Source organism: Paenibacillus sp. MZ03-122A, assembly GCF_024213325.1.
In the GTDB taxonomy this organism is placed as follows: Bacteria; Bacillota; Bacilli; order Paenibacillales; family Paenibacillaceae; genus Paenibacillus; species Paenibacillus polymyxa_B.
In genome coordinates, this window is sequence record NZ_JANAVI010000008.1 from 167,076 (window position 1) to 192,006 (window position 24,931).

The window sequence follows — 24,931 nt, forward strand, 5'->3', positions numbered from 1 at the left end:
ATAAATGGTCTTGGACCAGGTTTATCAGCGTGTTTTCCCTGATATGTGGAGACGGGCTTTTTTTAGTGTTATCTATTATTTATCCGAAGAAGTATCTGGACTCAAATCACATTCTTTTAACGGAACGATTTTAGTACGTTTGATCCATTTGTAGCCGAGCCACAGGAGAAGGAACAGCGGCACACTCATATACGTAGCGATCATCGTTTTCCAGTCAATCTCCTGTCCGGTGAAGGCATCCGCCCCTTGCCCGATAATGACAATGATACACAGAGCGAAGGCAAACAACGGCCCAAACGGGAACCAGCGGGCTTTGTATGGAAGCTCACTCAGACTGTGGCCCTGTGCAGTAAAGGCACGGCGGAAACGATAATGGCTGACTGCAATCCCGACCCACGTAATAAACCCACACATTCCAGAAGCATTCAGCAGCCAGTTATAGACTACACCGTCTCCATACAGGGAGGCGAGAAAGGCTAGCATACCGACAGCGGTCGTGATCAGCAGAGCGTTCATAGGAATGCCGCGTCTATTGATACGTCCGAGGAAACGCGGGGCTTTACCTTCCCGTGCCAAAGCGTATAGTACCCGAGTTGCCGCGTACATACCCGAGTTACCTGCCGATAATACGGAAGTCAAAATAACGGCGTTCATAACAGAAGCAGCAATCGCAAGCCCTGCTTTTTCAAATACGAGCGTGAACGGGCTGACCCCGATGTCACTGATATCTCCCCGCAGCAGATTTGGATTGGTGTATGGAATGATCAACCCAATCACGAGAATCGCGAGAATATAAAAGAACAGGATGCGCCAAAAGATTTGACGGATGGCGCGCGGTACATTTTCACGCGGATTTTCGCTCTCTCCAGCGGCTACCCCAATCAGCTCCGTTCCCTGAAAGGAAAAGCCGGCTGCCATGAATACGCCCAATACAGCAAAGAATCCGCCATGGAACGGGGCGTCTCCTACCGTGAAGTTGGCAAAGCCGACCGCAGGGCCACCCATAATGCCGAAGATCATCAGCACACCTACGGTCAAAAAGATGACCACGGTCACAATTTTAATCATGGCGAACCAGTATTCAGACTCACCGTAGCCTTTGACTGTCAATGCGTTCAACGCGAAGATTACGGCTAGGAATAATAGACTCCACCAGGCAGAGTGGCTTTCCGGGAACCAATATTTGATGAGCACGGTCGCTGCTGCTAATTCGGCAGCAATCGTTACCGCCCAGTTGTACCAGAAGTTCCAGCCCATGGCGAAACCAAAAGCCGGATCGACGAAGCGACCTGCATAGGTGTTAAAAGAGCCGGATTCAGGCATAAATGTAGCCAACTCACCGAGGCTGGTCATTAGGAAGTAGACCATGAGGCCAACTGCTGCATAAGCCAGCAGCGCACCGCCGGGTCCAGCTTCGGCAACCGCGCCTCCACTGGCAAGGAACAGGCCCGTACCGATAGAGCCGCCGAGGGCGATCATCGTCATATGGCGGGCTTTGAGACTTTTACGCAAGGTTGCGTCAGGTGTTGCTTTGTGTTGCACGTTCAAACACTCCTTCATGAAATTGTATTTCATGTCAGGGCAAGAGCCAGAAGGAGGGGGAGTATATAAATCAAAAAAACCGCAGGGAATACGCCTGCGGTTTTGTCTATGCATTCCGCACCATACCTTCTTCCATAACAAGATAGCTCAACACACGTGTCTGTGTTAGGACAGCGTGTGACAGTTCTGCTCCTTTCGGCTAGCAGCCCCAGCATTCGGAGTATTTACAAAGAGTCAGCTCCGCATACTTCGGCGGGTGTACCTTTCCACTGGAATCTCAGACGGCTCTTATCGTCTCCTCCGGTGTACTGATTACATCCGCGACCTCTACCTCATCATAAAACAGGGTTGATGAGGTGTATGACATGATATTTTATTGTATAGCGAACTACAGTATATCGTACCTGTACATCTTCTGACAATCGACAATTTTTTGAAAATCACTCGTAGAATCTTAAATTAAGAGTTCCGCTTGGCCATCTGCTGCCAAACTGTGCCCGCGGCTTGTTCGCCTGATTCGATGCGTTCCAGCGCCATTTTAGCCTGCAGACTAACCTCGAATTCGGGATCATCGACAGCCTTCTCCAGCGCATCACGTGCATCCTCGGTTCCAACCTCGTATAAAAAACGTGCCGCCCGCCAGCGCACCAACTTGCTGCTATCCGACAGGGCTCCGATCATTGCGCTGGTAGCGACCGGGTCGCCGATGTCCGACAACGTGTCGCCTGCGGTGCGGCGTACTGCCGCTGAAGGATCGCGCAGCGCCTCGGCTAGCAGATCCATCGCCTCCGGTGAGCGAATATCGCCCAGATAGACGACGCCCAGCCGCCGTAGCTGCATTTTGTCGTCATGCAGCGCTTGCCGGATAAGCGGCAAATGCTCAGGCGTCGGCTCCAGCCGATCCAGCGCAGCGTAGCGTGTGCGCCAATCCTCGTGCTGCAGGGCTTGCTCCAGCTCGGCCTCGCTCCATTCGCGGCGTTCCTCCACGAATTCGCTGTTGTTTGCGCCGTGGGCAATCGCCTGTTGGATAATCTGCTCCAGCCGCTCTTGCGGAAAGGCTGCCTCCAATTCCTGCTCGACCTCGCGTGCAATGTCCGGCAGCTCACCGTAGCGGACGCCGTAATCACTCAGCTTGCGTTCCTTGATCAGCGTTGCACTCGCTACACGGGTAACGGCCTGCACGAAGCGGTCGGACAAGGAAATTCGTTCCTCCTGCTGCCCCGCCTTGACTCGAATTTGCATTGGAATACCACGGAAAAATTGCACAAAGACCTGTGCCTCGCCAAATGCTTCTCCAGAGGTTTCCTCTGGCAAATCCCAATTGGCGTCAGCGCCTTCCTCGCCTAGCTGATCCCGGACTTGACCCAGAATGGTGGACCAATCTGCATTCCCTTTGCGGTCAAGGGCTACAAAGTCAGTCGTATGAAACACGCTTTTGACCCCTTCAATGCCCAGCATGCACCGGATAAATGGGGGAGCGGAACGCTCATTGTCCCGTGTATATGTTCTGCGGATACCCGCTTCCAGTCGCTCATCCAGATGCAGCATCATGGTGTTCGGACTGGGAGTAGGCTCGATAGATGTTATTTTCATAGCTCAGTACAGCCTCCTGTTCAAAAGTTCTCCATATATAGCTTATCTGTATTGTAACTCATTCTGCGAATGTCTCCAAAGATAAGTTCGCGTATACGGGAAAAACACAATGACATATCTCACACTAATTCAGGTAAACACTAAAAAGAAATACTGCTACATTCAATGCAGAAGCAGGGTTAAAACTCGATAGAATGAACCAAACTGTGAATAGGTTACCAAAATGCGCCAATAGATAAGTGAAGGAGGCGTTCCTATGTTCCGCAAGCAGGAAAGAACGCTCATTATTGTATGTATAGTAATTGCGGCCATCATGCTATATGCCGTAATTAAAAGCATAGCTCGCTTGACTCCTTAGTTGGTAATCCAGAGTGATCTGCGATGTTTAAAATGTGAAATGAAGGAGTGAAACCCATTTGTCTTCACTGGACCCTGTATTGCTAAGCCGGATGCTGACCGGAATTACCCTGTTTGTTCATATCGTATTTGCATCCATCGGCGTCGGCGTACCCTTAATGATTGCACTAGCAGAATGGCGCGGGCTGCGAACTGGTGATCCGCATTATACACTGCTGGCCCGACGGTGGGCGCGAGGGTTTGTCATTACCGTTGCCGTGGGTGTCGTTACAGGCACCTCCATTGGTCTGCAACTCAGCTTGCTTTGGCCCACCTTTATGCGTGTGGCTGGACAAGCGATTGCGCTGCCCTTATTTTTGGAGACGTTTGCTTTTTTCATCGAAGCTATATTCTTGGGCATCTACTTGTATACCTGGGATCGGTTTAAAAGCAAATATTTTCACCTGATGCTGCTCATCCCGGTAGCGATTGCCTCGTCTGCCTCAGCGGTTTTTATTACGACTGTGAACTCGTTCATGAACCAACCTCAAGGCTTTACACTCAAAAATGGAGTCATGACAAATATTCATCCCATCGAGGCTATGCTAAATCCGGCTACGCCAACCAAAGTGTCCCATGTATTGGCTTCTTCGTATACATTGAGCGCTGGTGTGCTGATGGGGCTGGCTGCTTACAGCATGCTGCGAGGGCGTAATCACCCTTATTTTAAAAAGGCGCTAAAGCTGACTGCCACCTGTACCATTGTGTTTGCCATCAGCACCGTGATGATCGGAGACGCATCCGGTAAATTTCTGGCCAAATATCAGCCGGAGAAGCTGGCTGCCGCCGAATGGCATTTTGATACGATGACGCACGCCCCCTTTGTATATGGCGGATACATGGATAAAAACGGTGAAATCAAATATGCCTTGAAAGTGCCTTATGCACTTAGTGTGTTGGCTGGTAATTTGCCCAGTACGGAGGTTAAGGGATTAAATGACTATCCGGTGGAGGAGCGTCCGCCGCTGTCTATTCATTATATGTTTGACCTCAAAATCACCACAGGAGTGCTGATTCTCGTCATCCCACTGCTGTATCTGATCCGCAAGCGTTTGCCAGGTCGCAAACCGTACCCCAGATGGCTGCTGTTGGCGCTCATTCTAGTGGGGCCTATGGCGATGGTAGCTATTGAGCTCGGATGGATGTTTGCGGAGGTCGGTAGACAGCCGTGGATTTTACGCGGATATATGAAGGTATCCGAAGCAGCAACCACTTCTACGAGTGTCGGGTGGATGCTGGTGTTGTTTGTTATTTTGTATCTGGTGTTGTGTTTCTCGGCCATTAAGGTACTCAGCAAGCTATTCCGCAATAAGGATGCGGAGGAAGAGATAAGGCAGCTGGGCCTGGAAGGGGCTGAAGGCAAGTGAGCTATGAAATTGTAGGTATCGCCATTTTGTGGACGTTCCTGTTCGGATATTTGCTTGTGGCATCCATTGATTTTGGTGCAGGGTTTTTCAGCTTTTACAGTGTGTTAACAGGCCACCAGAACAAAATCCACAATATCATTCAACGGTATCTATCCCCGGTGTGGGAGGTAACAAACGTATTTCTCATCTTTTTTGTGGTGGGATTAAACGGGTTCTTCCCGGATGCAGCATATTACTATGGTACGGCGTTACTCGTTCCCGGCAGTATTGCGATTGTGCTTCTTGCCATCCGGGGAGTGTATTATGCATACAATACGTATGGGCATTCCGGTAAAAATAATATCGTCTACATGGCGTTGTACGGTGCGACAGGGTTGCTGATTCCGGCGGCACTATCCACAGTTCTCGCTATTTCGGAGGGCGGCATTATTATAGAAAACAGTACAGGTGTACAGCTGCAATGGGGCCAGCTATTAAGTAATCCCTACACGTGGGCGGTTATTATTCTGGCGCTGGTGAGCGTGCTGTATATCTCGGCAATGTTTTTGGCCTATTATGCCAAAAGGGCGGGAGACAAGGTCGCTTTTGAAATTGTACGGGGATATGCGCTGCTTTGGAGCGGCCCAACGATTGTTGCGAGTCTGCTCGCATTTTTTCAGATTAACAAACAAAATCCAGATCATTTTACCAATATGCTGAACATAGCCTGGATGTTTGTTGCATCCTTCATATGCTTTGCAGGAGCAGTTTATCTGGTATGGCAGCGGCGGCATCTGGGGGTTTCATTCATATTGGTGATGCTGCAATTTGCATTTGCCTGGTATGGCTACGGCCGTTCGCATCTCCCGTATGTTCTGTATCCCTACATTAATGTCTACGACAGCTTTACAAATTCTACGATGGCGTATGCGTTGATTACGGCGTTTGTTGCGGGTCTGCTGGTGCTGATCCCTTCGCTGATCCTGATATTAAGATTGTTTCTGTTCGATGCAAAATATGTGCGCGGACATGAAGGGAAGAAAGGGTGAGTTAGAGTGGCTGCTTTCGAGCATTTTACGATTATGTACGAGTCACCTATCATTATTGTCGTGGCGATAGCGTTTTTGTTTATTTATTCGGCACGCTTTAAAAATCCACAGGACTGACAACTACAGGTAGAACAGGCCTTCCTGATTGATACGGGAGGTCTGTTTTTGCTGTATTATCGCAGAATTTCCTTTACAGACGTGATTGAATTATACTTTACATATATCAGGATGTTGTATCATTTTATGTTCACACTCGAGTGACAATATATAGTTAAATTGAACCGCTGTGTTTTTTGGAGAACGGGTTCATCAGGGAGGGAGCTGCATCATGCCCAAAGTACGTTTTAACAATATGGATCATGTAAATACCGATAAAACAATCAAGCAATTCAGACAATGGCGGCAGGAACGACGCAGCAAAATAAAGGATTATACGTTCGTCGTGCCAAACCATCCCCCGGAGCTGGAATTTCTGCATAGCAATCGAGAGATGGCGACAGCCACCTGGGTGGGACACTCCACCTTTTTCATCCAGTATCTTGGGCTGAATATCGTCACCGATCCGGTATGGGCAGAGCGTATGGCTTTTGATAAAAGGTTGGCTCCGCCCGGCATTCGTATTCAGGATGTACCACCACTGGACATCATTCTGCTGTCTCATTCCCATTATGATCATTTACATTTAGAATCGTTGCGGAAATTATATCGTGCAGATACGCTGATGCTCGTACCCACGGGGTTAAAGGCGAAAATGATCCGCAAAGGTTTTCGTAACTGTCATGAGCTGCAATGGTGGGAGCATTTTACGGTAGGAGGGGTTCGATTCACGTTTGTTCCAGCCCAGCATTGGACACGACGCACGCCGTTTGATACGAACACTTCGCATTGGGGTGGATACGTTCTGCAAAATGAGCAGCAGGTGATTGGCTCTGCCACGTCCGTCACGGAATCCCATCCTCATTCGAATACAGACTCAAAGGATGCACCAACGTTGTATTTTGTGGGAGACACCGGATATTTTCGTGGGTTTAAGGAGATTGGCGAGCGCTTTGCCATTGACCTGACCTTTATGCCGATTGGTGCGTATGAACCGGAATGGTTCATGACCTCGCAGCATGTGACACCGGAGGAGGCATTGCAAGGGTTTGTAGATTGTGGCGCAGATCAGATGATTCCGATGCACTACGGAGCCTTCAAGCTGGCGGATGATACGCCAAGAGAGGCGCTGGATCGGCTCGAAGCGGAGCGTGAGCGTATGGGTATTGCGAAGGAACGCATTCATGTTCTTGGGCACGGAGAGACGCTGAAAATTGGACGTCGCTGCTCAACTACAATCTGAGGAATTTGACATAATCCTTATACAAGAGGATTTTGCAAAAATCCAATAAGCGACTTCCAATGAATAAGATATAGATCGAAATGTTTTAGTTCGTCTATATCTTGTACTTCGGAGCGACTGGAATCGAATTTTGCAAAATCCTGATAAAAAAAGCGGCTCGGCGGACAATTAATTTTGCCTGCCGAGCCGCTTTTTTTGGTTTTTAGCTATAATGCAGGATTAAACTGCTTCGGAATCACTTGCCAAAGAGGAATCGCTGTTGGCGATGGGATGACGAACGATTTTAACTTCATAGAACGTGATTTTATTTTCAATAATATAGTCCGGAATTTGACGATGGCTATGGGATTCGCGGAATGCTTCGCTTTTCGTCCAGCCTTGGAAGTTCTCTTTTTCTTTCCAGCGTGTACTGATGGTTACTTCCTCATAATCCTTCGTGTTTTCAGTCAGCAGTACTTCCAGACCGAGAAAGCCCTCCATTTTTTCAACTTTTCCTTCTTTGTTAAATCTTTCGATGAGTAAATGTGCATTGCCCGGTGTGATTTTAGATGTATTTGTAACGATAACCATATTAAATTCCTCCTGAATGATGTGGTATGGTCGGTATAATAACCGGATAGCCATCCTCAAATTTGATGGTAGCGTTCATTTCATAAATGTCGCGAAGAAAAGCAGACGTCAAAATCTCACGGGGTTCGCCGGCAACGGCGATTCGTCCCTTTTTAAGTGCAATCATATGATGACAATAGGCCGCAGCTTGCTGCAAATCATGCAGTACCATAACAATCGTCAAGCCGGACTCGTGATTGATACGCCGCAGCATATCCATAACTTCAAATTGGTGGGCGATATCCAGAAAAGTGGTCGGTTCATCGAGCAAAAGAATACCTGTTTGTTGAGCCAAAGCCATTGCAATTCGCGCTTTTTGTTGTTCACCTCCTGATAGAGTATGGAACATTCGATCTGCATAGGGCTGGATGCCCGTGATCTTCATGACATGGTCCACGATTTGCTGATCCTGTCCAGTATGGCGTACCCTCAAGCCTTTGGCATGAGGAGATCTCCCGTAAGCGACCAGCTCGCGGACCGTCAATAACGGCAGCATATCCTTCATTTGCGGTAGCATTGTAATCGTCTGGGCAAAATCACGCCGCTTGTATTCCTGCACGGGTTTGCCCAGGACGGAAACCTGACCCTGATCCTGCTTGAGCAACCGGGTCATAATCCGCAAAAGCGTGGACTTGCCTGAACCGTTCGGTCCGACGATCGCGGTGAGCTGACCAGCGGGCAAGGTGATATTCACATCATCCAGCTGGAAATACCCACGTTGTAAGGAGATATGCTCACTCTGAATGGCTGTCATCCGAAATTCCCCCGTTTCTTGAGCAGGATTAAGAAGAATGGTGCCCCGATGATGGCCAACAAAATACCTACAGGCAGTTCAATCGGGTCAAACCAGGATCGTGCCACCGTATCTGCCAGGACAACCAGCGTTCCACCGCCTACAATGGAAAAGGGGAGGAGGAAACGATAATCTTCCCCGATTAGCAGCCGTATGACATGGGGAACGACCAGTCCTACGAAGCCGATTAGCCCGGCTACACTGACCGCTGTACCGGCGAGCAGGGCAGACAGCAGGATAATGAGCATACGTTGAAGCTCTACTCGCTGACCAAGCAGCTGTGCTGAATCGTCGCCCAGCAGCAGTAAATTAGCAGGTTTAATTGCAAAGAAAGAGGCGATTAATCCAATGATGGCGTAAGGCGCCATAAACTCTAGATGATGCCAGCTTCTTCCGTTTAATCCGCCGGATAGCCAAGGAAGAACGGCCTGTACGCGGTCGCTGTACATGACCATTACGCCGTTGGTGAGTGCGCCCAGCAGCGCGTTGATCGCAACGCCAGCGAGCACAATTTTGACAGGCGATGCCCCTCGGTCCCAAGCCAGCAGATAAATGACGATTGCGCTCAGAAAGGCTCCCAAAAAGGCGATTATCGGAAGAAGGTAGCTGAGCTGTGGAAGCATCACCATCGTAATGACGGCGGCAAGTCCACCTCCAGCTGATACACCAATAATGCCAGGGTCAGCCAATGGATTTTTCATCACACCTTGAAGAAGTGCTCCGGAAGCTGCAAGACAAGCTCCCACCAGTAAACCTACTAATACTCTAGGTAGCCGGAGATCCATCAGGATCGTGCGATATGTAGATTCATCATTATGTAGCAAAACATGATTGATTTCTTGAAGTGGAATCGACACCGAACCGTAGGCCAGACCGTACACAGAGACGGCCAGCATTAGAATCGGAAGGGTAATCCAGGCGATGGTGCGTCTTCTGGCGCGCTGTAGTTTGTTCATCTCCATCGCCTATTTCGCCGGATACAGCTTTTGATGCATCAAATCCAGCGCTTTAGTGACACGTGTGCCCGGATTCGTACCGAACAGATCTGAAGGCAAAACCTCGACCTGATTGTTTTTGACTGCTCGGATTCCGTTCCAAGCTGCATTTTCCTGCATTTCTTTTATAAATGCGGCTTTAACATCTTCCGTATTGCCATGGGTCATGATGAAGATGTAGTCAGGGTCAGCCTGTATGATGCGTTCTGTGTTTAGCTGCGCATATTGCGGGAAATTTTGCAGGCCCGGAAAATCAGCGGCGATGTTCGAGCCACCCGCAGCTTCCAGAATGTTTCCACTTAGTGAATTTGGCAGTGCCGCCATATACGTAGCCGGGGCTCCGTAGACCAGCAACACCTTCGGTTTGGAGGCAGAAGCGGTTTCCTTTTGCAGCTTGGTTACTTGTTGGTCAATTTGCTGGTTCAGCTTCACGGCCTGAGCCTGCTTTTGCAGTAATTGTCCGAACAGCGTAATTTGCGACTGAATATCGTGAACTGAATTGGCTCCCGTCAGCAGCAACTGTGAACCGACTCCTTCAATGGCTGGAATGTCTTTTTCATTCATAGGATAATTGCCTAGCACGACATCCGGTTTGAGCATCGTAATTTTCTCCAGATCAACTTCATGAGTGGAGCCTACTTGCTGAACGTTCTCAGCAGCAGCTACGACGGCTGGTCCATTGGAGTTGGGCCTGCCCACGGCTGTCCCGCCCAATGCGTAAATAATATCCAGATCGCCATTGCTGAGCGCAACGATATGTTGAGGGACCTTTTGAAAGGCCAACATCCGTTTTGAGAAATCAGTAACTTGAATCGCCGCACTGCTTGTCGTGCCAGAAGTGGCAGATACGGCTGCACTGGTTGGTTTGTGATCTGCGGTCGAGGCACCATTACTACATCCGGTAACTGCCAATAAAAGCGCTGCGGACGACCACAACACATAAGATTTCATATTATTCCTCCTGCAATTTTCGAGTTAAACAATAATGATAATCATTTTCATTTATGTATAAGAGAATGATAATGAATATCACTGGGGATTGTCAATTGAAAAAAGCAAATTTTTAAATAAATTTTGAACTAAAAATAAAAGAGAGTAATTCGAATTATAGAAGAAGGAACTACAAATTTTTATTAAAAAATAGCATATATCAAGGGATTACGTACACACAAATACATATTGACATTTTCGAAAAGTGTAAGATATATTGGTGATGGGTTTACTTGATTTTGCGAAATTATGGAATAGAGAGGTGGGGAGACAAGCTCGAAAAGAGCTATTTTTTTTAAATTATCAATTGAGAATGATAATCAATTAGTTTATTCTCGTGGGGAGGGACTGCTGTCAAAATGAAGAAGGGGTATTCTGCAATTATTGCTGTGTTTCTGCTGGTGAGTGTGCTGAGCTTTTGGCCAACTTCGTCATCTGTAGGAGCCGCTGCGGCTTCTCCAAAATTGGCGGATGGTACATACACGCTCAAATACAATATCCTCAAGGCAGAAAATGATTCGGTGTCCATGGCTAATGATTATTTTGAAAAACCAGCTAAGTTGTATGTAAAAAAAGGTCAAATGACCATGCAAATTAAGCTGAATCATAGCGAATGGACAACTGGGTTTAAAGTAGATTACAAAGGCAAAATCATCGATACAAAGGTCATCCATAAGGATGCCAAAACCGATACCCGCACCGTACAATTTCCAATTACGAGTGTGAACAGCCCGCTAATCTCTAAAATTCATGTTACTGTCCCTGCGTATAACTACGATCATGATTATACGATCCGCTTCGCTTTTGATTCCAAAAGCCTCAAAAAAATAGCAGCTGTCCAGTCAGCGAAATCAACTAAATCTTCCAAGAAGTAAATTCAAGCCATCTTTATCGTTCATAAAATCAACACAAATTGAAGCATAAAAAATGGAGGAGTGTGTGTAGATATGAATATGGTAATGAATCGCTTTGAGCAATTTTCTTTTAAGAAGGTATTTGTAGCATTGATCATGACAGCGCTTGTTTTTGCACTCGTTGCTCCATTCTCAGCTAAAGCGGCAGCAGCCGACGGCACGTATAACGTAGACTATACCGTTCTGAAGGATCAAACCAATGAAACTTCTCGATTGGATAGCTACCTGACGAAGCCTGCTCAGGTTACGGTAGCTAATGGCAAAAATGTCGTTCGTCTGACTGTGAAAAGCAGCAATCTGATTACAACGTTCAAAGTAGAGCAAAATGGCGTATTGCAAGATGCGACTGTGGTAAGCACAGATACTGCGAACAACACTCGTGTAGTGGAATTCGAAGTTGCTGATCTGAATGCAAAAGTGAATGCTTACGCTGAAATCACAATTCCAGTAATCGGCTACACAGGCAAGTACGATGTACAACTGCAATTCGACGAAATCTAATCCAAAATAAAACTAAAAGGAGATTAAGAACATGAACATGATTATGAATCGTATGGAAAAATTGTCTTTGAAAAAAGTAATGCTTACTGTACTGATGGCAGCGCTTGTTTTTGTGGTACTAGCTCCATTTTCTTCCAATAAAGCGAACGCAGCTTTGCCTAATGGAACGTATCAATTGCCTTATACCGTTTATAAAGATGGAACGACTCAGCCATCTTACATGGATACAAATGGTTATGTGAAAAAACCAGCCACACTGATTGTTACGAATGGTCAATATAAAGTGAGAGTAGCTATTACCAAAAGTGCTTGGGTTACTGAATTCAAAACTCAACAAAACGGTCAGTATGTGAATGCGACTGTAGTAAGCACATCAGGGGATACAAGAATAGTCGAATTCCCTGTAACTAGCCCGTCTCAAAAATTGAACGTTAAACTGCATGTAAGTGTGCCTGCAGAATACACGGGTGGTATTCCGTACGATCACGACTATGTTGTTCAATTCCAATTCGACGACAGCGATATCTAAGACTTCTTTTTGAAAATATAATTTTAAATTGAATACTCATTTGGAGCTTAGTTTCAAAGCTCCAAATGAGTATATTTTAAGTAGGGGGATACATCATCTTGAAAAGCCGATTTAACAAATTTATAACGACATTTGCTGCTATTCTAATGTTGTTTTCTTTATTTTCACCATATGTAGGAGCAACACCTGAGGGTGAGTCCACTTCGTCGAATTTGCCCGATTTAAGCACTACAGTCACTAGTGCTACTTATGCTACTTATGAGATTCCGGTAGAAGTGCCCAGCACATATGATGAGCCTACCAATGCTGTGACCACTACTGATGCGACCTATGCAGATGGAGAATACCTGATCGATTACAAACCTTTAAGAAAGACAGTCAGCGGTAGCACTAGGGATTCAAGCTTCAAAACAAACTATACCTATCCTGGAGATTTGATCATTAAGAATGGAAAATACCATTTTTCATTTAAGTTTGCGGAATCTCAAGGTCTTTCGAAATTTTTAGTTGAACAAAACGGGGAAACAGTTCCCGCAAAAATAGAGGTGGATTCTGGGAAAACTTCCGGGACTGTAAGCTTCGATGTTTATGATTTCCATCAAAATGTAAATACGGAGTTTGGATTTAATAGCAGTTCTCCATGGTATGTAGATACTGATCCAGACCGTTCAGTGAAGGAATGGATTGAGTTTGATCCTTCCAGTTTGAGACTTAAAAACTCAACGGAGAATCCAACGGTTCCACCTGTAACACCACCGGTAACGCCTCCTAATACAGGAGAGAAACTCGCTGATTTGGACTTTACCCTTTTGAAAGATGAAAGCAATGAAAAGTCAATGATGGATGGGTATACGGAGAAACCAGGCTCTCTAATTGAGCGTGGTGGTAAACGATATGTCCAATTTATATTAAAGAACAGTAAGCAGATTGATGGTTTCAAGGTAGAGCAAAATGGAGTGTTAACCGACACCTCTGTTGTAAGTGAAGATCAAACTGCGAATACACGAATGATCGAGTTTGAAGTAAAAGAACTGCCTGCCAAGCTGAACGCATGGGTAAGCATCAACTGGCCTGAGCTGGGCTACGTGAATACTTATAATGTAGATCTTCAGTTGGCCTCTGTACCCGTACCATCAGATTTGGCGGATGGAACGTACTCGATTAACTTTAACGCGCTGCATGCCACAAAAGATCAAGCGTCAGCCATGGCACAATATCTGTTGTCTCCAGCGACTTTGACGGTATCGAAAGGGCAAAAAGAAGTCTCCTTTACCATTAAAGATAGCACCACAGTAACGGAGTTCAAAACAGAACAAAACGGAACGTTAACGGATGCGGATATTGTAAGTGAGGACAAGGCCGCCAATACGCGTGTTGTGAAATTTAAAGTAGCGGATTTGGACGCGATTTTAAATGCACAAGTACATGTGAGCACGACCTATCCAGGTGGGGTTTATGAGATGGATCATAAGCTTCGTCTGCAATTTGATAAGAATAGTATTACAGGAAATGGAACCTCTCCAGAAACAAGTTCCAATCTGGATTTCACCCTTTTAAAGGATGGAACCAATGAAAAGTCAATGATGGATGGTTATACAGAGAAACCAGGCGCTTTGATTGAACGTAATGGCAAGAAGTATGTACGTTTTACATTGAAAAACAGTAAGCAAATTGATGGCTTTAAAGTAGAACAAAACGAAGTTTTGACCAATACGGCCGTAGTAAGCGAAAATCAAACGGCGAATACACGTGTTATCGAGTTTGAGGTTAAAGAAGTGCCTGCCAAGCTGAACGCATGGGTAAGCATCAACTGGCCTGAGTTAAATTATGTGGAAACATATAATGTCGATCTCCAATTAGGAACGGCAACATCCCCGGTTGATCCTGGGACGCCAGGTACGCCAGGAAAGGTTTTAGCTGATGGAACGTATGCAATCCATTTCGATGCATTGCACGCAACAAAGGATCAAAAATCGGCAATGGCGCAATATTTATTATCTCCAGCGACACTGACGGCATTGAAAGGCAAGTATGAAGCCTCCTTTACCATCAAAGACAGCGCCACAGTGACGGAGTTCAAAACAGAACAAAACGGAACGTTGACAGATACAGATATCGTAAGTGAGGACAAGAATGCTAATACACGTGTTGTGAAATTCAAAGTAGCGGATTTGGACGCGATTTTAAATGCACAAGTACACGTGAGCACGACCTACCCGGGTGGAGTTTATGAGATGGATCATAAGCTTCGTCTGCAATTTGACCGCAGCAGCATTGCGGTAAAAGGAACAGACGGCGGCACAACTCCCGTGACTGAAAACGGCAGATACAGCATTGATTTCTCCGTCCTCAAAAATGGAAGCAATGAAATATCTGTGATGGATGGCTATATGCAAAAACCAGCCACGCTACTAAAACAGTCCGGTAAAAATGTGATTCAGATCAAAATGGACAAGAGCAGCTGGATCAAAACCTTTAAAGTAAATGGTGCAGAAGCTCCGGTGGTTGAGCAATCGACCTCCGCAGATACACGAACAGTACAATTTGAAGTGCCAAATCTCTCGGATAAAGTGACAGTGAATACACATGTCATCGTACCTGGATTGGATTTGGGTGGCATCCCATATGATCACGTATATGATGTGCAATTTCAATTCGAGCCTGCTACTATTCGCAGCTTTGTCGAGCCTTCCTCTACAGGAGCTACAGATCCTATCGTCAAATTAGATTTTGACAAGCTTGTCAATGGCAAATATGCTTTGAAATTCAGTATCGTATTGTCAGATGGCTCAACAGCAGTGGATTCTCCGGTTCAACGCTTCATCACTGACGAATCGGCGCAATTGGTCGTGGAAGGCGACAAACGGTTTGTAGGTCTGAAGCTGCAAAACAGTAATGAAGTGAAGGCGTTGCGCGTTTGGGACAACGCAAGCGGAGACTACCGAGATGCAGAAGTGACCCAGGAAGATGCAGCAAGCAATACGAAGCACGTTCGTTTTAGCGTAAATGACTTTAAAAACAATGTGAAAGGGCAACTAGTTGTCTATGAAGCCCCTAAAGTGGCAAGTGCCACTCCGATGGTCTTTAAGACTGAGGATCGGGTAGAGAAGGTATACGATTTTGAATTTAAATTCGATACCAGTAATGTATCTTATCACAACCAAACCAAAGCAGAAGAAGTAGAGCAGGGGAAAAATAACTTAGCCGATGGAGAGTACACTGCGAACTTCCGTGTGCTTGCAAACGGAACGGATAAAGATTCTTTGGTGGCTCCTTTTGTACAAAATCTAGCGAAATTGATTGTGAAAGATGGTAAAGTTCAGGCCCATGTAACCGTTACGGACAACCAGGCTTTGAAGCTATTCCAAACGGACTTTGAAGGCCGCTATGCTAATCCAACGATTGTGGCTTCCGACACAAAAGGTGACACGCACACTATTGCGTTCGAAGTGCCTGATCTGGATAAAAAGTTGAGTGTGTACACACAGGTATATCTGCCTGAGAAATACATTCTAAATGAGAAATTCGGCGGACAGATTCAATTTGACCGTGCATCGCTTAAAGGTGAGGGAGTCAATGCAGCTACAACTGCAACCGCAACTGAACCAACAGCAGCTTCTACGGACAAGGCAGCAGAAACAACTGCATCTGTGGCTGAAACAAAACCAGCAGTTGAGCAACCGGTTCAAACGGCTTCCGAGAAGCAATACACGATTAATTACAACGTATTTAAAGATAAAACGAGTGAAGCTTCCGTTATGGACGGTTATCTCGACAAGCCAGCTACACTGATTGAAAAGGGAGACAAGCGCTATATTCAAATTACTTTGAAAAATAGCTCCTGGATGCCAGCTCTCCAAGTAGAGCAAAACGGTACCCTGAAAGATGTGGAAGTAATCTCGACATCCGGCGATACACGTGTCGTTCAATTCGAGGTAGGGGATTTGTCTCAGAAAATGGGTGCTTACACACACGTCATTGTGCCTGGTTTGGTCCTTGGCGGAGTGCCGTATGATCACTGGTATACAGTTCAGTTCCAATTTGATGAAGAAAGCCTAAAAGCGAAGTAGCCTCAGGTTGTGATAATCAATGTAGTCTGAATAACAGCAAAGTTTGTATGCGAGCAAGTCTTGGTGCCCCGGCATCAAGACTTGTCAGCATTTACATACCCGAAAAGTTGGGGCTCCTACTGTTTTTCTATATTTTGAATTGAGGTGACTGGATTTTCATGAAACGGTATATAGCATTGGCTCAAGGAAAAACATTTGGTTTGTATATGTTAATCGGCATCGTGATCTTGTTGCTGGCTGGATGTTCGGGAGGGGCACAGGCCGGGCAGAACCAGAGCGATGGTTCGAAATCAGCGGCAACATCTAATGCAACCGGAAAGTCGTCTGACGGTAAAGCTCAAGCTCCTCGTATTGTGGCGACTACGGTAGCCATTGCGGAAATCACGGATGCACTGGGCCTGGATTTGGCAGGCAAGCCGACAAGCACGAAAGTGCTGCCTGACCGTTACAAGGATGTGCCTGATGTGGGTAATCCGATGAGTCCTGATATGGAAAAAGTGATGTCATTGAAGCCGACGGACGTACTGTCGGTGACGACACTGAAATATGATCTGGAGCCTAAATTTAAAGATTTGAAAATCAATGCCGAATTTTTAAATTTTGAAAGTCTCGCGAATATGCAAAAAGAAATCCAAAAACTGGGAGACACGTTTGACAAAGCCGATAAGGCCAAAGAGATTAATGGAGCTTTGGATGCGAAAGTAGCCGAGATTCAACAAAAGATCAAAGGGAAGAAATCCCCTAAAGTATTGATTTTGCTGGGAGTACCGGGAAGCTATCTGGTGGCTACAGAGCATTCCTATATTGGGGATCTGGTTAAAATTGCAGGCGGAACCAATGTGGTTCAGGGCGAGAAAGTGGAGTTCATTGCCCACAATACCGAAGCCTTGCAGCAATCCAACCCCGATATCATTTTGCGCGCTGCACACGGGATGCCGGATGAAGTAGTGAAAATGTTCGATGAAGAGTTCAAAACTAACGATATCTGGAAGCATTTCAACGCTGTGAAAAATGGGCATGTCTATGATCTGCCTGAACCGTTGTTTGGCACAACAGGGAATTTAGCGGCAAACTCGGCGCTGGATGAGCTGATGAAAATGCTGTATCCTTCGAATTAAAGGAAGCTGATGACATGTCCAAAAAAGGTTGGAGCCTTATTGTTGTAATTGTCTTACTCGTTGGCGTCATGCTGTATTCAGCGATGACAGGCAGTCTCAAGGTGGATTTGAGTCAGTTGGTGACCGGATTGTGGACAGGTACAGATGATCAGGTGAATGTGGTCAAGGACCTGAGACTACCGAGAATTTTCGTGTCCGTAATGGCAGGTGCAGCCCTTGCAGTAGCGGGTGTTTTGCTGCAAGCCGTCATGAAAAATCCGCTGGCGGATGCTGGGGTTATCGGCATTTCTTCGGGAGCGGCATTGATCTCGCTGATTGCGGTGACGGTCTTTCCGGCGCTTTATTTCTGGATGCCGTTCTTTTCATTTATTGGCGGTGCGTTAGCCTGCCTAATGGTTTATGGGTTTTCGTGGAAATCTGGCTTGCATCCGATTCGTCTTATTCTGATCGGGGTAGCTGTGAACGCCATTTTTTCCGGTCTAGGTCAGTCGTTTAACTATCGAGGTAGTTATGCGGTCACCAGCATTAACCAGGTTACCACATCAACCTTGTCTATGAAAAAATGGGTAGATGTCGAGGTTATTGTGACCTATGGCGGGATTGGGCTAATTTTAGCCATGCTCGTGTTCTCTTGGTGCAATTTCTTGTCCCTTCAAGATAAAACAGCTAAAAATCTAGGATTCAATGTAACGCGCGCACGACTTTTGATTTCTGTGATTGCAGTGCTGCTTGCAGCAACGGCTACAGCCATCGCAGGAGTAATTGCCTTTATCGGCCTGCTCGTTCCGCATTGTGCCCGCTACCTTGTTGGCTCGGATCATAAGTGGCTGATTCCATTTTCGGCATTATGCGGCGGCTTGCTGTTGCTGCTCGCGGATACACTGGGGCGGACAGTGCTTGCTCCCAATGAAATCCCGGCTTCTATTATTATGGCCGTCATTGGCGGGCCATTCCTGATATTCCTGATCAGAAAGGCGGATCGCACCTATGGACATTAAGGATATAACCTTCTCATATGATCGGAAAACGGATCGTCTGCACGCTATTAATGCTGTTATTGAGTCGGGACGGATTACGACCATAATTGGTCCCAACGGATGCGGCAAATCGACGCTGCTCAGCGTGATGTCCAACAATGCTGTTCCCCGCTTGGGCCAGGTGATTCTGGACGGCAAGGAGATAGCCCACTACAAGCCCAAGGAGCTGGCCCGTCAACTGGCGGTAGTCCATCAGCAGAACGAGGCACCTTCCGACTTGACTGTAGAAAAACTCGTCAGCTTCGGCAGGTTGCCGCATAAGAATATGTTCACAGCGAGACGTGATGAGGATGAGGAAGCGATCGAGTGGGCGATAGCCTGTACTAATCTGAACACGCGTAGAACTCGCACGTTAGATCAGCTCTCAGGAGGAGAACGGCAGCGTGTATGGATTGCAATGGCCTTGGCACAGCGGACGCCAATTTTATTTTTGGATGAGCCGACCACCTATTTGGATATGTACTACCAGCTTGAAATTTTAGAGCTCATTCGGCAGTTAAACCAAGAACATGGACTGACCATCGTGATGGTGCTGCATGATATCAATCAGGCTATTCGGTATAGCGATGTGATGATTGCCATGAAGGAAGGACGTATTATAGCGAACGGCCCACCTTCAGAGGTCGTTACATCTGAGCTGATCCAGGCTGTCTATGACGTGGAGGTCGTAATCAAACAGGATGATGAAGCGGGCATGTACCTCATTCCGATAGGTGTCGGGGTTTCCTGACGTTTACGACGCACAGAACAATCAATGCTGCGACTGAATAACGCGTCTGTCCTCACGGCATCTCAACGAATTTAAAACATGAAAATGGTTCTGGTCCATGTGTTTGTCAGGTGACAATCGTGGAGACAGAAGCATTTTTTATTTTATTTATAAGATATTGGATGAGATTCAGGGGCAGTTATGCTTATACTACGGTTCGAATCCGATCTTTTGTGTGTTATACTATTGCCGTCGGTAATTTTGTGTTTAGCACTTTACTAATGATAAGGATGGTATGCTTATATGATCAGTACAAGCGGCGTAACGCTTCGTTATGGTAAACGCCCACTTTTTGAAGACGTAAATATCAAATTTACTCCTGGGAACTGCTACGGCCTGATTGGGGCGAATGGCGCGGGTAAATCCACCTTTTTGAAAATTCTTTCTGGTGAAATCGAAGCCAATTCTGGTGAGGTTCACATGACACCGGGCGAACGGATGGCAGTCCTCAAGCAGAACCATTATGAATACGATGAATTCCCGGTTCTGGAAACCGTTATTATGGGTCACACGCGTCTGTATGAAATCATGAAGGAAAAGGATGCGTTGTACGCTAAAACGGAGTTTTCCGAAGCAGATGGTTTGCGTGCCGGTGAACTGGAAGGCGAATTTGCAGAGCTGAACGGTTGGGATGCCGAGCCGGATGCAGCTGCATTGCTGATCGGTCTTGGTATTCCGCGTGACCTGCATGATAAAAATATGTCTGAGATGAGCGGGAACGACAAGGTACGCGTTCTCTTGGCTCAAGCGTTGTTTGGTCGTCCCAACAATTTGCTGCTTGATGAGCCTACCAACCATTTGGATCTCGAATCCATTCAATGGCTGGAAAATTTCTTGATGGACTATGAAGGCACCGTCATCGTTGTATCCCATGACCGTCACTTCCTGAACAAGGTATGTACGCATATTGCGGATATCGACTTTGGTAAAATCCAGATGTACGTCGGCAACTATGACTTCTGGTACGAGTCCAGCCAGCTTGCGCTTGCATTGACTCGTGATGCGAACAAGAAGAAGGAAGAAAAGATCAAGGAACTGCAAGCCTTTATTCAGCGCTTTTCCGCGAATGCTTCCAAATCCAAACAGGCAACTTCACGTAAAAAACAACTGGATAAAATTACGCTGGACGATATCCGTCCTTCAAACCGTAAATATCCGTTCATTAACTTCAAGCCTGAGCGTGAAGCGGGCAAACAACTGCTGACCGTAGACAGTCTCAGTAAAACCGTTGAAGGCGAGCAAGTGTTGAACGAGTTCAGTCTGGTAGTGAACAAGGGCGATAAAATCGCGTTTGTGGGTCCGAACGGTTTGCCTAAATCGACGCTCTTCCAGGTGTTGATGAACGAGATTGAAGCAGACAGCGGAGAATTTTCTTGGGGGATTACAACTAGCCAGGCTTATTTCCCGAAAGATAATTCCACCTATTTCGAAGGTGTGGACATGAATCTTGTGGAATGGCTCCGTCAATATTCCAAGGATCAGGACGAAACGTTCCTGCGCGGCTTCTTGGGACGTATGCTTTTCTCTGGTGAAGAAGCGCTTAAGAAAGCAAGTGTGCTGTCCGGGGGCGAAAAGGTTCGCTGTATGCTGGCGAAAATGATGCTGAACGGTGCCAATGTGTTGCTGCTGGAAGAACCGACCAACCACTTGGATCTGGAGTCCATCACAGCGCTGAACAATGGTCTGATTGATTTTGATGGTACTATATTGTTCACATCCCATGACCACCAGTTTATTCAAACGATCGCGAACCGCATCGTGGAAATTACACCAAACGGCGTAATCGACCGTACGATGAGCTATGATGAGTACTTGGAAAATGAAGAAATCACAAAGTTGCGTGAACGTATGTATCCGGTAGAAATTGGCTAAACTTCAAACCGGCTAACTTCAAATAACTAGATAAACGAAAGAGGAGCTCCTTGAGGCCATTAAGATGGCAGGGAGACTCCTCTTTTTCGTTTTTGTACCATGCCCATAGCTTACTTGGTTCTGGCAGTGAGGTACGCCAGACCTTTAATACCCTATTAAGGCTATGAGGTGGATTATGATCCGCCTGTACGACGGCGTTGGTTGTTCGGCTTCTTCGTATTTTGGCTTTTCAGTGTTTTGGTGGAACCGCCTTGAAAGCCGCCCTGCTGTGAAGCGCCGGACTGCTGTTTTTTTTGTGCCAGCTTTTCCCGAATGGCATCTGCGAGATTAACTTTACGTGGTTCATTGGCATCGCTCATGAATAAATTCCTCCTGTTGCCGCCAGATTCATATCAATCATGCTGGATTGAAGAAAAACGCGGCTGTGTCCTCATTTTATACGTTTTTAAAAGAAGGGACAAGGGCAACAATGATAACACACATCTCGGGTGGGGTGGAAGAGAAAACGTCTGTTTTTTGTGTGAAGGAAAAAATGTTTTGTGTAACCTACAGGAATGGGGTCTGGCAATACTTTTTCGTTGTTACTACAGCGATGCAGAGCGGAAAGACTGTTTCTCTAGACCCACACAAAGTTCGTCTGCTATCCTGAAAATAACAGTTAACCAAAGACAAATTGTTATTATTCAGGGCAGCGATGCTGCTATTTTTATTTTGGGCCCGGTGAGATCGTTCTGCTGGAAACTATATACTTGAAGGAGTGTCCTACGTTGTGGTAAATGTCTATGAAGAAATACGAAAAGGTGAGCGTGGGGCGTGGGTGAGCATTGCTGCTTATCTCTTGCTGTCCGCCTTTAAGCTGATTAGCGGATATATATTTGCTTCTAGCGCGTTGCGGGCGGATGGCTTCAATAATGTCACCGATATTGTCGTGTCGGTTGCTGTACTGGTGGGGCTGAGAATTTCCCAAAAACCACCGGACTCTGACCATGCCTATGGACATTTTCGGGCAGAAACGATCGCGGCGCTGTTGGCGTCCTTTATTATGGCTGTCGTCGGTTTGCAGGTGCTTATTGATGGGATCGGGAGCATTTTTAAGGGCGGAAAGCAAATACCGAATATCACCTCCGCGGGTGTAGCTGTGATTTGTGCGGTGATTATGCTGGGAGTGTACCTTTACAATAACAGACTGGCACGGCAAATTAACAATAAGGCTTTGCTGGCAGCGGCCAAGGATAACCTATCGGATGCACTTGTCAGTGTTGGCGCAGCAGTTGGCATTATCGGCGCACAGTTCGGGCTACCCTGGCTGGATACTGTAGCTGCGATCGCGGTAGGATTCATCATATGTAAAACAGCGTGGGATATTTTTAAGGATTCCACGCACAGCTTGACCGATGGATTTGATGAGCAAGAACTGTCTGACTTACGGAGTACGATTGCCTGTATACCTGGAGTAGAGGGGATTCGGGACGTTAAGGCACGTGTACACGGCAATCATGCGCTGGTGGATGTGGTCATTGAGGTGGATCCGCAACTCAGCCTGATTGAAGGGCATCGGATCAGCGACCGGATTGAGGAACGCCTGCAAGAGGTTCATAACACGATGCATGTCCATGTCCATGTAGAACCTAAATTATAGATTAATTATTAAATTGTTAGTGTTAAAAGTGACTTTAGACCTATATGTAAAAGGCGTATACGCTTCCTTTTGTGACGTTTGGATTATATCTCTCTTCCTGCTGCTTTTACTATAATGAAGGCATGTCCGGCTATATTCGTCGGAATTGGATATGCTCTTCAAATTCGTAAAAACAGCCAGGAGGTGCAACATTGAGAAGACGCGTGATGGGAATGCTCATGACGTCAGCCGCGCTGTTGGCAGCAATTCATGTGGCGCCGGGTCAGGTTGACGCAGCGGCATCAACAGCATCCACAGGACAGAAGGCGGTTATTCAGGCGGCTGTAAAGCTTAGATCCGGTCCTTCGACTACAGGGGATGTAGTCAGCTTTATGAAGCAGGGAGAGGCCGTAACGGTATTGGAGAAAACGAACAGCTATTGGTATAAGATCAAGACTTCTGATGGAGTAACCGGATACACTAGCAGCTCCGACAAGTACATAAAAATTGGCGCTACCAGCGTCGCTGCTGCTGTCACTCCGTCTACCACTCGTAAATCGGAAGCCACAGAGTCAGTTAAAAATGTTTCAGCTAAAGAGGCAGTGGCCTCAGTGAATAGTTCTGCCGGTCAAACGAAAGCCACGATTCAAACGTCCGTTCGTTTGCGGGCGGAGGCATCCACTTCTTCCGAGGTTTTGGGCTATTTGAATGCAGGGGATGTCGTTACGATTACCGACCCAAGTAATGCTTATTGGTTCAAGGTTACCAATGCTGATGGTACGGTGGGCTACGTCAGCTCGTCTCCACAGTATATTCGTATTGGTGAGGGCGTTGTTGTGCAGCAGCCTGTGTCTGCTCCGGTGACAACCACTCCTGATACTACCGCTATACCTGCGACAGCCTCTCCTGTGTCAACTATGAACATGTTTTCCGGTGATGCAGCGGCTGCCATAGAGCAGGTTATTAACACGGGGATGACTTATCTCGGAACTCCATATGAATATGGTTCAGATCGCAACAGTACGGCTACTTTTGATTGCTCGGCATTTACCCGTCAAATTTTCCGTCAGGCTGTAGGTATCCAGCTTCCGGCAGATTCTCGTTCACAGGGTGAGTGGATCAAGCAAAACAGTCAGCCGAATACGGACATGACTACGCTGAAGCGTGGCGATTTGCTCTTCTTTACAAATTATAATGCATCTTCCGGGGCGTACACGTCCTTGGATAATTCCTCCCAAACGATTACACACGTAGCTGTATATTTGGGAGACAACAAGCTTCTCCATACGTTTTCTGTAGCGGGTGGCGGTGTAAAAGTTACGGATTTCAGCAAGCCTTGGCAGGATCGTTTCCTGTTTGGGGGCAGCGTGATTCAATAAAGCGCCGCTAACTGTTAAAAAGCTGCATCAAAAAAGGATGTTCCACAGCCCTGTTAACCAGGGTGGGAACATCCTTTTTTGATAAACATTTAGAATATTGCTCTTGTGCAGCTAGCATCCGATAACTATGAAACCCGTTTTCTTCCGGTAAAGAGTGAAATGACGAACAACACCAGAAATATCACAAATAATATTTTAGCGATTGTAGCAGCTATGGACACGACGATACCAAAAAAACCTAAGATCCCGGCGATCACAGCAAAAATTAAGAATAAAGCGGACCATTTTAGCATGTTCTGTATCCTCCTTTAGTTGTATATAATGTGGCATACTCACGCTCCGATAGAGCGTGGTTGCAGATGACAGTGACTTCTATAGATTATTCGTGGCTGTGCCATCGTTATATGGTGTTTTAAACGGTGCGAGAGTCCGTGAATCATAACGTTTGGAGCGGAGAAGAAGCCAGCTTGGA

22 protein-coding genes and 1 riboswitch are annotated in these 24,931 nt (G+C 46.5%); of the genes, 14 read left to right on the top strand and 8 right to left on the bottom strand.

Translation table 11 applies throughout. The annotated features are described in order from the left end of the window. Nucleotides 1-75: 75 nt before the first annotated feature. Together NLX74_RS18015 and NLX74_RS18020 are read right to left on the bottom strand one after the other, a co-directional pair. Nucleotides 76-1,542, bottom strand: a complete 1,467-nt coding sequence (locus NLX74_RS18015; protein ID WP_367997047.1) for an amino acid permease — start codon at nucleotides 1,540-1,542, stop codon at nucleotides 76-78. A gap of 135 nt (nucleotides 1,543-1,677) precedes the next feature. After that, nucleotides 1,678-1,880: riboswitch (Lysine riboswitch) on the bottom strand. Between the two features lie 121 nt (nucleotides 1,881-2,001). Further along, complete coding sequence (locus tag NLX74_RS18020; protein WP_254329534.1) at nucleotides 2,002-3,135, bottom strand: virulence factor; 1,134 nt, start codon at nucleotides 3,133-3,135, stop codon at nucleotides 2,002-2,004. Nucleotides 3,136-3,551: 416 nt separating this feature from the next. On the opposite strand from NLX74_RS18020, the gene NLX74_RS18025 reads away from it, so the two are divergent. From NLX74_RS18025 to NLX74_RS18035, 4 genes are all read left to right on the top strand, one after another. Beyond that, nucleotides 3,552-4,898 carry a cytochrome ubiquinol oxidase subunit I gene (locus NLX74_RS18025; protein ID WP_254329535.1) on the top strand — a complete coding sequence of 449 codons (1,347 nt, stop codon included), beginning with the start codon at nucleotides 3,552-3,554 and terminating at the stop codon, nucleotides 4,896-4,898. Continuing rightward, entirely contained in the window at nucleotides 4,895-5,926 is a 1,032-nt protein-coding gene (locus NLX74_RS18030; protein WP_254329536.1) for a cytochrome d ubiquinol oxidase subunit II, read from the top strand. The genes NLX74_RS18025 and NLX74_RS18030 overlap by 4 nt, the downstream gene beginning before the upstream one ends. A 6-nt stretch (nucleotides 5,927-5,932) precedes the next feature. Further along, nucleotides 5,933-6,043, top strand: coding sequence for a cytochrome bd oxidase small subunit CydS family protein (cydS, locus tag NLX74_RS26025; protein ID WP_414126406.1), 111 nt, complete (start codon nucleotides 5,933-5,935; stop codon nucleotides 6,041-6,043). A gap of 211 nt (nucleotides 6,044-6,254) precedes the next feature. Beyond that, the gene (locus tag NLX74_RS18035) at nucleotides 6,255-7,265 is read left to right on the top strand and encodes an MBL fold metallo-hydrolase (protein WP_254329537.1); all 1,011 of its coding nucleotides are present in this window, start codon (nucleotides 6,255-6,257) and stop codon (nucleotides 7,263-7,265) included. Between the two features lie 219 nt (nucleotides 7,266-7,484). Here NLX74_RS18035 and isdG read toward each other — a convergent pair whose 3' ends face one another. From isdG to NLX74_RS18055, 4 genes are read right to left on the bottom strand one after another with little or no spacing between them, the layout of a single operon-like run. Then, on the bottom strand, nucleotides 7,485-7,835 hold the full coding sequence (isdG, locus tag NLX74_RS18040; RefSeq protein ID WP_061831483.1) for a heme oxygenase: 351 nt from the start codon (nucleotides 7,833-7,835) through the stop codon (nucleotides 7,485-7,487). 1 nt (nucleotide 7,836) lies between these two features. Further along, nucleotides 7,837-8,628 (bottom strand): ABC transporter ATP-binding protein, encoded by a 792-nt coding sequence (locus NLX74_RS18045; RefSeq protein WP_061831482.1) that lies wholly within the window; start codon nucleotides 8,626-8,628, stop codon nucleotides 7,837-7,839. After that, nucleotides 8,625-9,623, bottom strand: coding sequence for a FecCD family ABC transporter permease (locus tag NLX74_RS18050; RefSeq protein ID WP_254329538.1), 999 nt, complete (start codon nucleotides 9,621-9,623; stop codon nucleotides 8,625-8,627). The genes NLX74_RS18045 and NLX74_RS18050 overlap by 4 nt, the downstream gene beginning before the upstream one ends. Before the next feature lie 9 nt (nucleotides 9,624-9,632). Then, the gene (locus NLX74_RS18055; protein ID WP_254329539.1) at nucleotides 9,633-10,613 is read right to left on the bottom strand and encodes an ABC transporter substrate-binding protein; all 981 of its coding nucleotides are present in this window, start codon (nucleotides 10,611-10,613) and stop codon (nucleotides 9,633-9,635) included. Between the two features lie 398 nt (nucleotides 10,614-11,011). Between NLX74_RS18055 and isdC the strand changes: the two genes are divergently transcribed. The 8 genes from isdC (at nucleotide 11,012) to NLX74_RS18095 (ending at nucleotide 21,462) form a co-directional block, all read left to right on the top strand. Further along, complete coding sequence (gene isdC, locus NLX74_RS18060; protein WP_254329540.1) at nucleotides 11,012-11,527, top strand: heme uptake protein IsdC; 516 nt, start codon at nucleotides 11,012-11,014, stop codon at nucleotides 11,525-11,527. Nucleotides 11,528-11,599: 72 nt separating this feature from the next. Further along, a complete protein-coding gene (locus NLX74_RS18065; protein ID WP_025718712.1) occupies nucleotides 11,600-12,067 on the top strand; it encodes an NEAT domain-containing protein in 468 nt (155 codons plus the stop codon). 31 nt (nucleotides 12,068-12,098) lie between these two features. Then, on the top strand, nucleotides 12,099-12,596 hold the full coding sequence (locus NLX74_RS18070) for an NEAT domain-containing protein (RefSeq protein WP_071642952.1): 498 nt from the start codon (nucleotides 12,099-12,101) through the stop codon (nucleotides 12,594-12,596). A 98-nt stretch (nucleotides 12,597-12,694) separates the two neighbouring features. Next, the gene (locus NLX74_RS18075) at nucleotides 12,695-16,666 is read left to right on the top strand and encodes an NEAT domain-containing protein (RefSeq protein ID WP_254329541.1); all 3,972 of its coding nucleotides are present in this window, start codon (nucleotides 12,695-12,697) and stop codon (nucleotides 16,664-16,666) included. A gap of 158 nt (nucleotides 16,667-16,824) precedes the next feature. Further along, on the top strand, nucleotides 16,825-17,784 hold the full coding sequence (isdE, locus tag NLX74_RS18080; protein WP_235309948.1) for a heme ABC transporter substrate-binding protein IsdE: 960 nt from the start codon (nucleotides 16,825-16,827) through the stop codon (nucleotides 17,782-17,784). 14 nt (nucleotides 17,785-17,798) lie between these two features. Then, nucleotides 17,799-18,782, top strand: coding sequence for a FecCD family ABC transporter permease (locus NLX74_RS18085; protein ID WP_069290386.1), 984 nt, complete (start codon nucleotides 17,799-17,801; stop codon nucleotides 18,780-18,782). Continuing rightward, nucleotides 18,772-19,551 carry an ABC transporter ATP-binding protein gene (locus NLX74_RS18090; RefSeq protein ID WP_235309949.1) on the top strand — a complete coding sequence of 260 codons (780 nt, stop codon included), beginning with the start codon at nucleotides 18,772-18,774 and terminating at the stop codon, nucleotides 19,549-19,551. Before NLX74_RS18085 ends, NLX74_RS18090 begins: the two co-directional genes overlap by 11 nt. A 282-nt stretch (nucleotides 19,552-19,833) precedes the next feature. Continuing rightward, on the top strand, nucleotides 19,834-21,462 hold the full coding sequence (locus NLX74_RS18095; protein ID WP_235309950.1) for an ABC-F family ATP-binding cassette domain-containing protein: 1,629 nt from the start codon (nucleotides 19,834-19,836) through the stop codon (nucleotides 21,460-21,462). A gap of 173 nt (nucleotides 21,463-21,635) precedes the next feature. Here NLX74_RS18095 and NLX74_RS18100 read toward each other — a convergent pair whose 3' ends face one another. After that, nucleotides 21,636-21,821, bottom strand: a complete 186-nt coding sequence (locus tag NLX74_RS18100; RefSeq protein ID WP_029517162.1) for a hypothetical protein — start codon at nucleotides 21,819-21,821, stop codon at nucleotides 21,636-21,638. Nucleotides 21,822-22,231: 410 nt separating this feature from the next. Between NLX74_RS18100 and NLX74_RS18105 the strand changes: the two genes are divergently transcribed. Beyond that, entirely contained in the window at nucleotides 22,232-23,101 is an 870-nt protein-coding gene (locus tag NLX74_RS18105) for a cation diffusion facilitator family transporter (RefSeq protein WP_235309951.1), read from the top strand. 191 nt (nucleotides 23,102-23,292) lie between these two features. Continuing rightward, nucleotides 23,293-24,459 (top strand): C40 family peptidase, encoded by a 1,167-nt coding sequence (locus NLX74_RS18110; protein ID WP_061831469.1) that lies wholly within the window; start codon nucleotides 23,293-23,295, stop codon nucleotides 24,457-24,459. Between the two features lie 125 nt (nucleotides 24,460-24,584). Here NLX74_RS18110 and NLX74_RS18115 read toward each other — a convergent pair whose 3' ends face one another. Further along, nucleotides 24,585-24,752, bottom strand: a complete 168-nt coding sequence (locus NLX74_RS18115) for a DUF1328 domain-containing protein (RefSeq protein ID WP_028541846.1) — start codon at nucleotides 24,750-24,752, stop codon at nucleotides 24,585-24,587. Between the last annotated feature and the right edge of the window lie 179 nt (nucleotides 24,753-24,931).

Excerpts from the sequence above, each read along its gene's own strand:
- NLX74_RS18045 (WP_061831482.1), bottom strand. The coding sequence starts at position 8,628 with ATGACAGCCATTCAGAGTGAGCATATCTCCTTACAACGTGGGTATTTC.
- isdG (WP_061831483.1), bottom strand. The coding sequence starts at position 7,835 with ATGGTTATCGTTACAAATACATCTAAAATCACACCGGGCAATGCACAT.
- isdC (WP_254329540.1), top strand. The coding sequence starts at position 11,012 with ATGAAGAAGGGGTATTCTGCAATTATTGCTGTGTTTCTGCTGGTGAGT.
- NLX74_RS18055 (WP_254329539.1), bottom strand. The coding sequence starts at position 10,613 with ATGAAATCTTATGTGTTGTGGTCGTCCGCAGCGCTTTTATTGGCAGTT.
- NLX74_RS18095 (WP_235309950.1), top strand. The coding sequence starts at position 19,834 with ATGATCAGTACAAGCGGCGTAACGCTTCGTTATGGTAAACGCCCACTT.
- NLX74_RS18090 (WP_235309949.1), top strand. The coding sequence starts at position 18,772 with ATGGACATTAAGGATATAACCTTCTCATATGATCGGAAAACGGATCGT.
- NLX74_RS18085 (WP_069290386.1), top strand. The coding sequence starts at position 17,799 with ATGTCCAAAAAAGGTTGGAGCCTTATTGTTGTAATTGTCTTACTCGTT.
- NLX74_RS18035 (WP_254329537.1), top strand. The coding sequence starts at position 6,255 with ATGCCCAAAGTACGTTTTAACAATATGGATCATGTAAATACCGATAAA.
- NLX74_RS18070 (WP_071642952.1), top strand. The coding sequence starts at position 12,099 with ATGAACATGATTATGAATCGTATGGAAAAATTGTCTTTGAAAAAAGTA.
- NLX74_RS18115 (WP_028541846.1), bottom strand. The coding sequence starts at position 24,752 with ATGCTAAAATGGTCCGCTTTATTCTTAATTTTTGCTGTGATCGCCGGG.
- NLX74_RS18050 (WP_254329538.1), bottom strand. The coding sequence starts at position 9,623 with ATGAACAAACTACAGCGCGCCAGAAGACGCACCATCGCCTGGATTACC.
- NLX74_RS18065 (WP_025718712.1), top strand. The coding sequence starts at position 11,600 with ATGAATATGGTAATGAATCGCTTTGAGCAATTTTCTTTTAAGAAGGTA.
- isdE (WP_235309948.1), top strand. The coding sequence starts at position 16,825 with ATGAAACGGTATATAGCATTGGCTCAAGGAAAAACATTTGGTTTGTAT.
- NLX74_RS18020 (WP_254329534.1), bottom strand. The coding sequence starts at position 3,135 with ATGAAAATAACATCTATCGAGCCTACTCCCAGTCCGAACACCATGATG.
- NLX74_RS18100 (WP_029517162.1), bottom strand. The coding sequence starts at position 21,821 with ATGAGCGATGCCAATGAACCACGTAAAGTTAATCTCGCAGATGCCATT.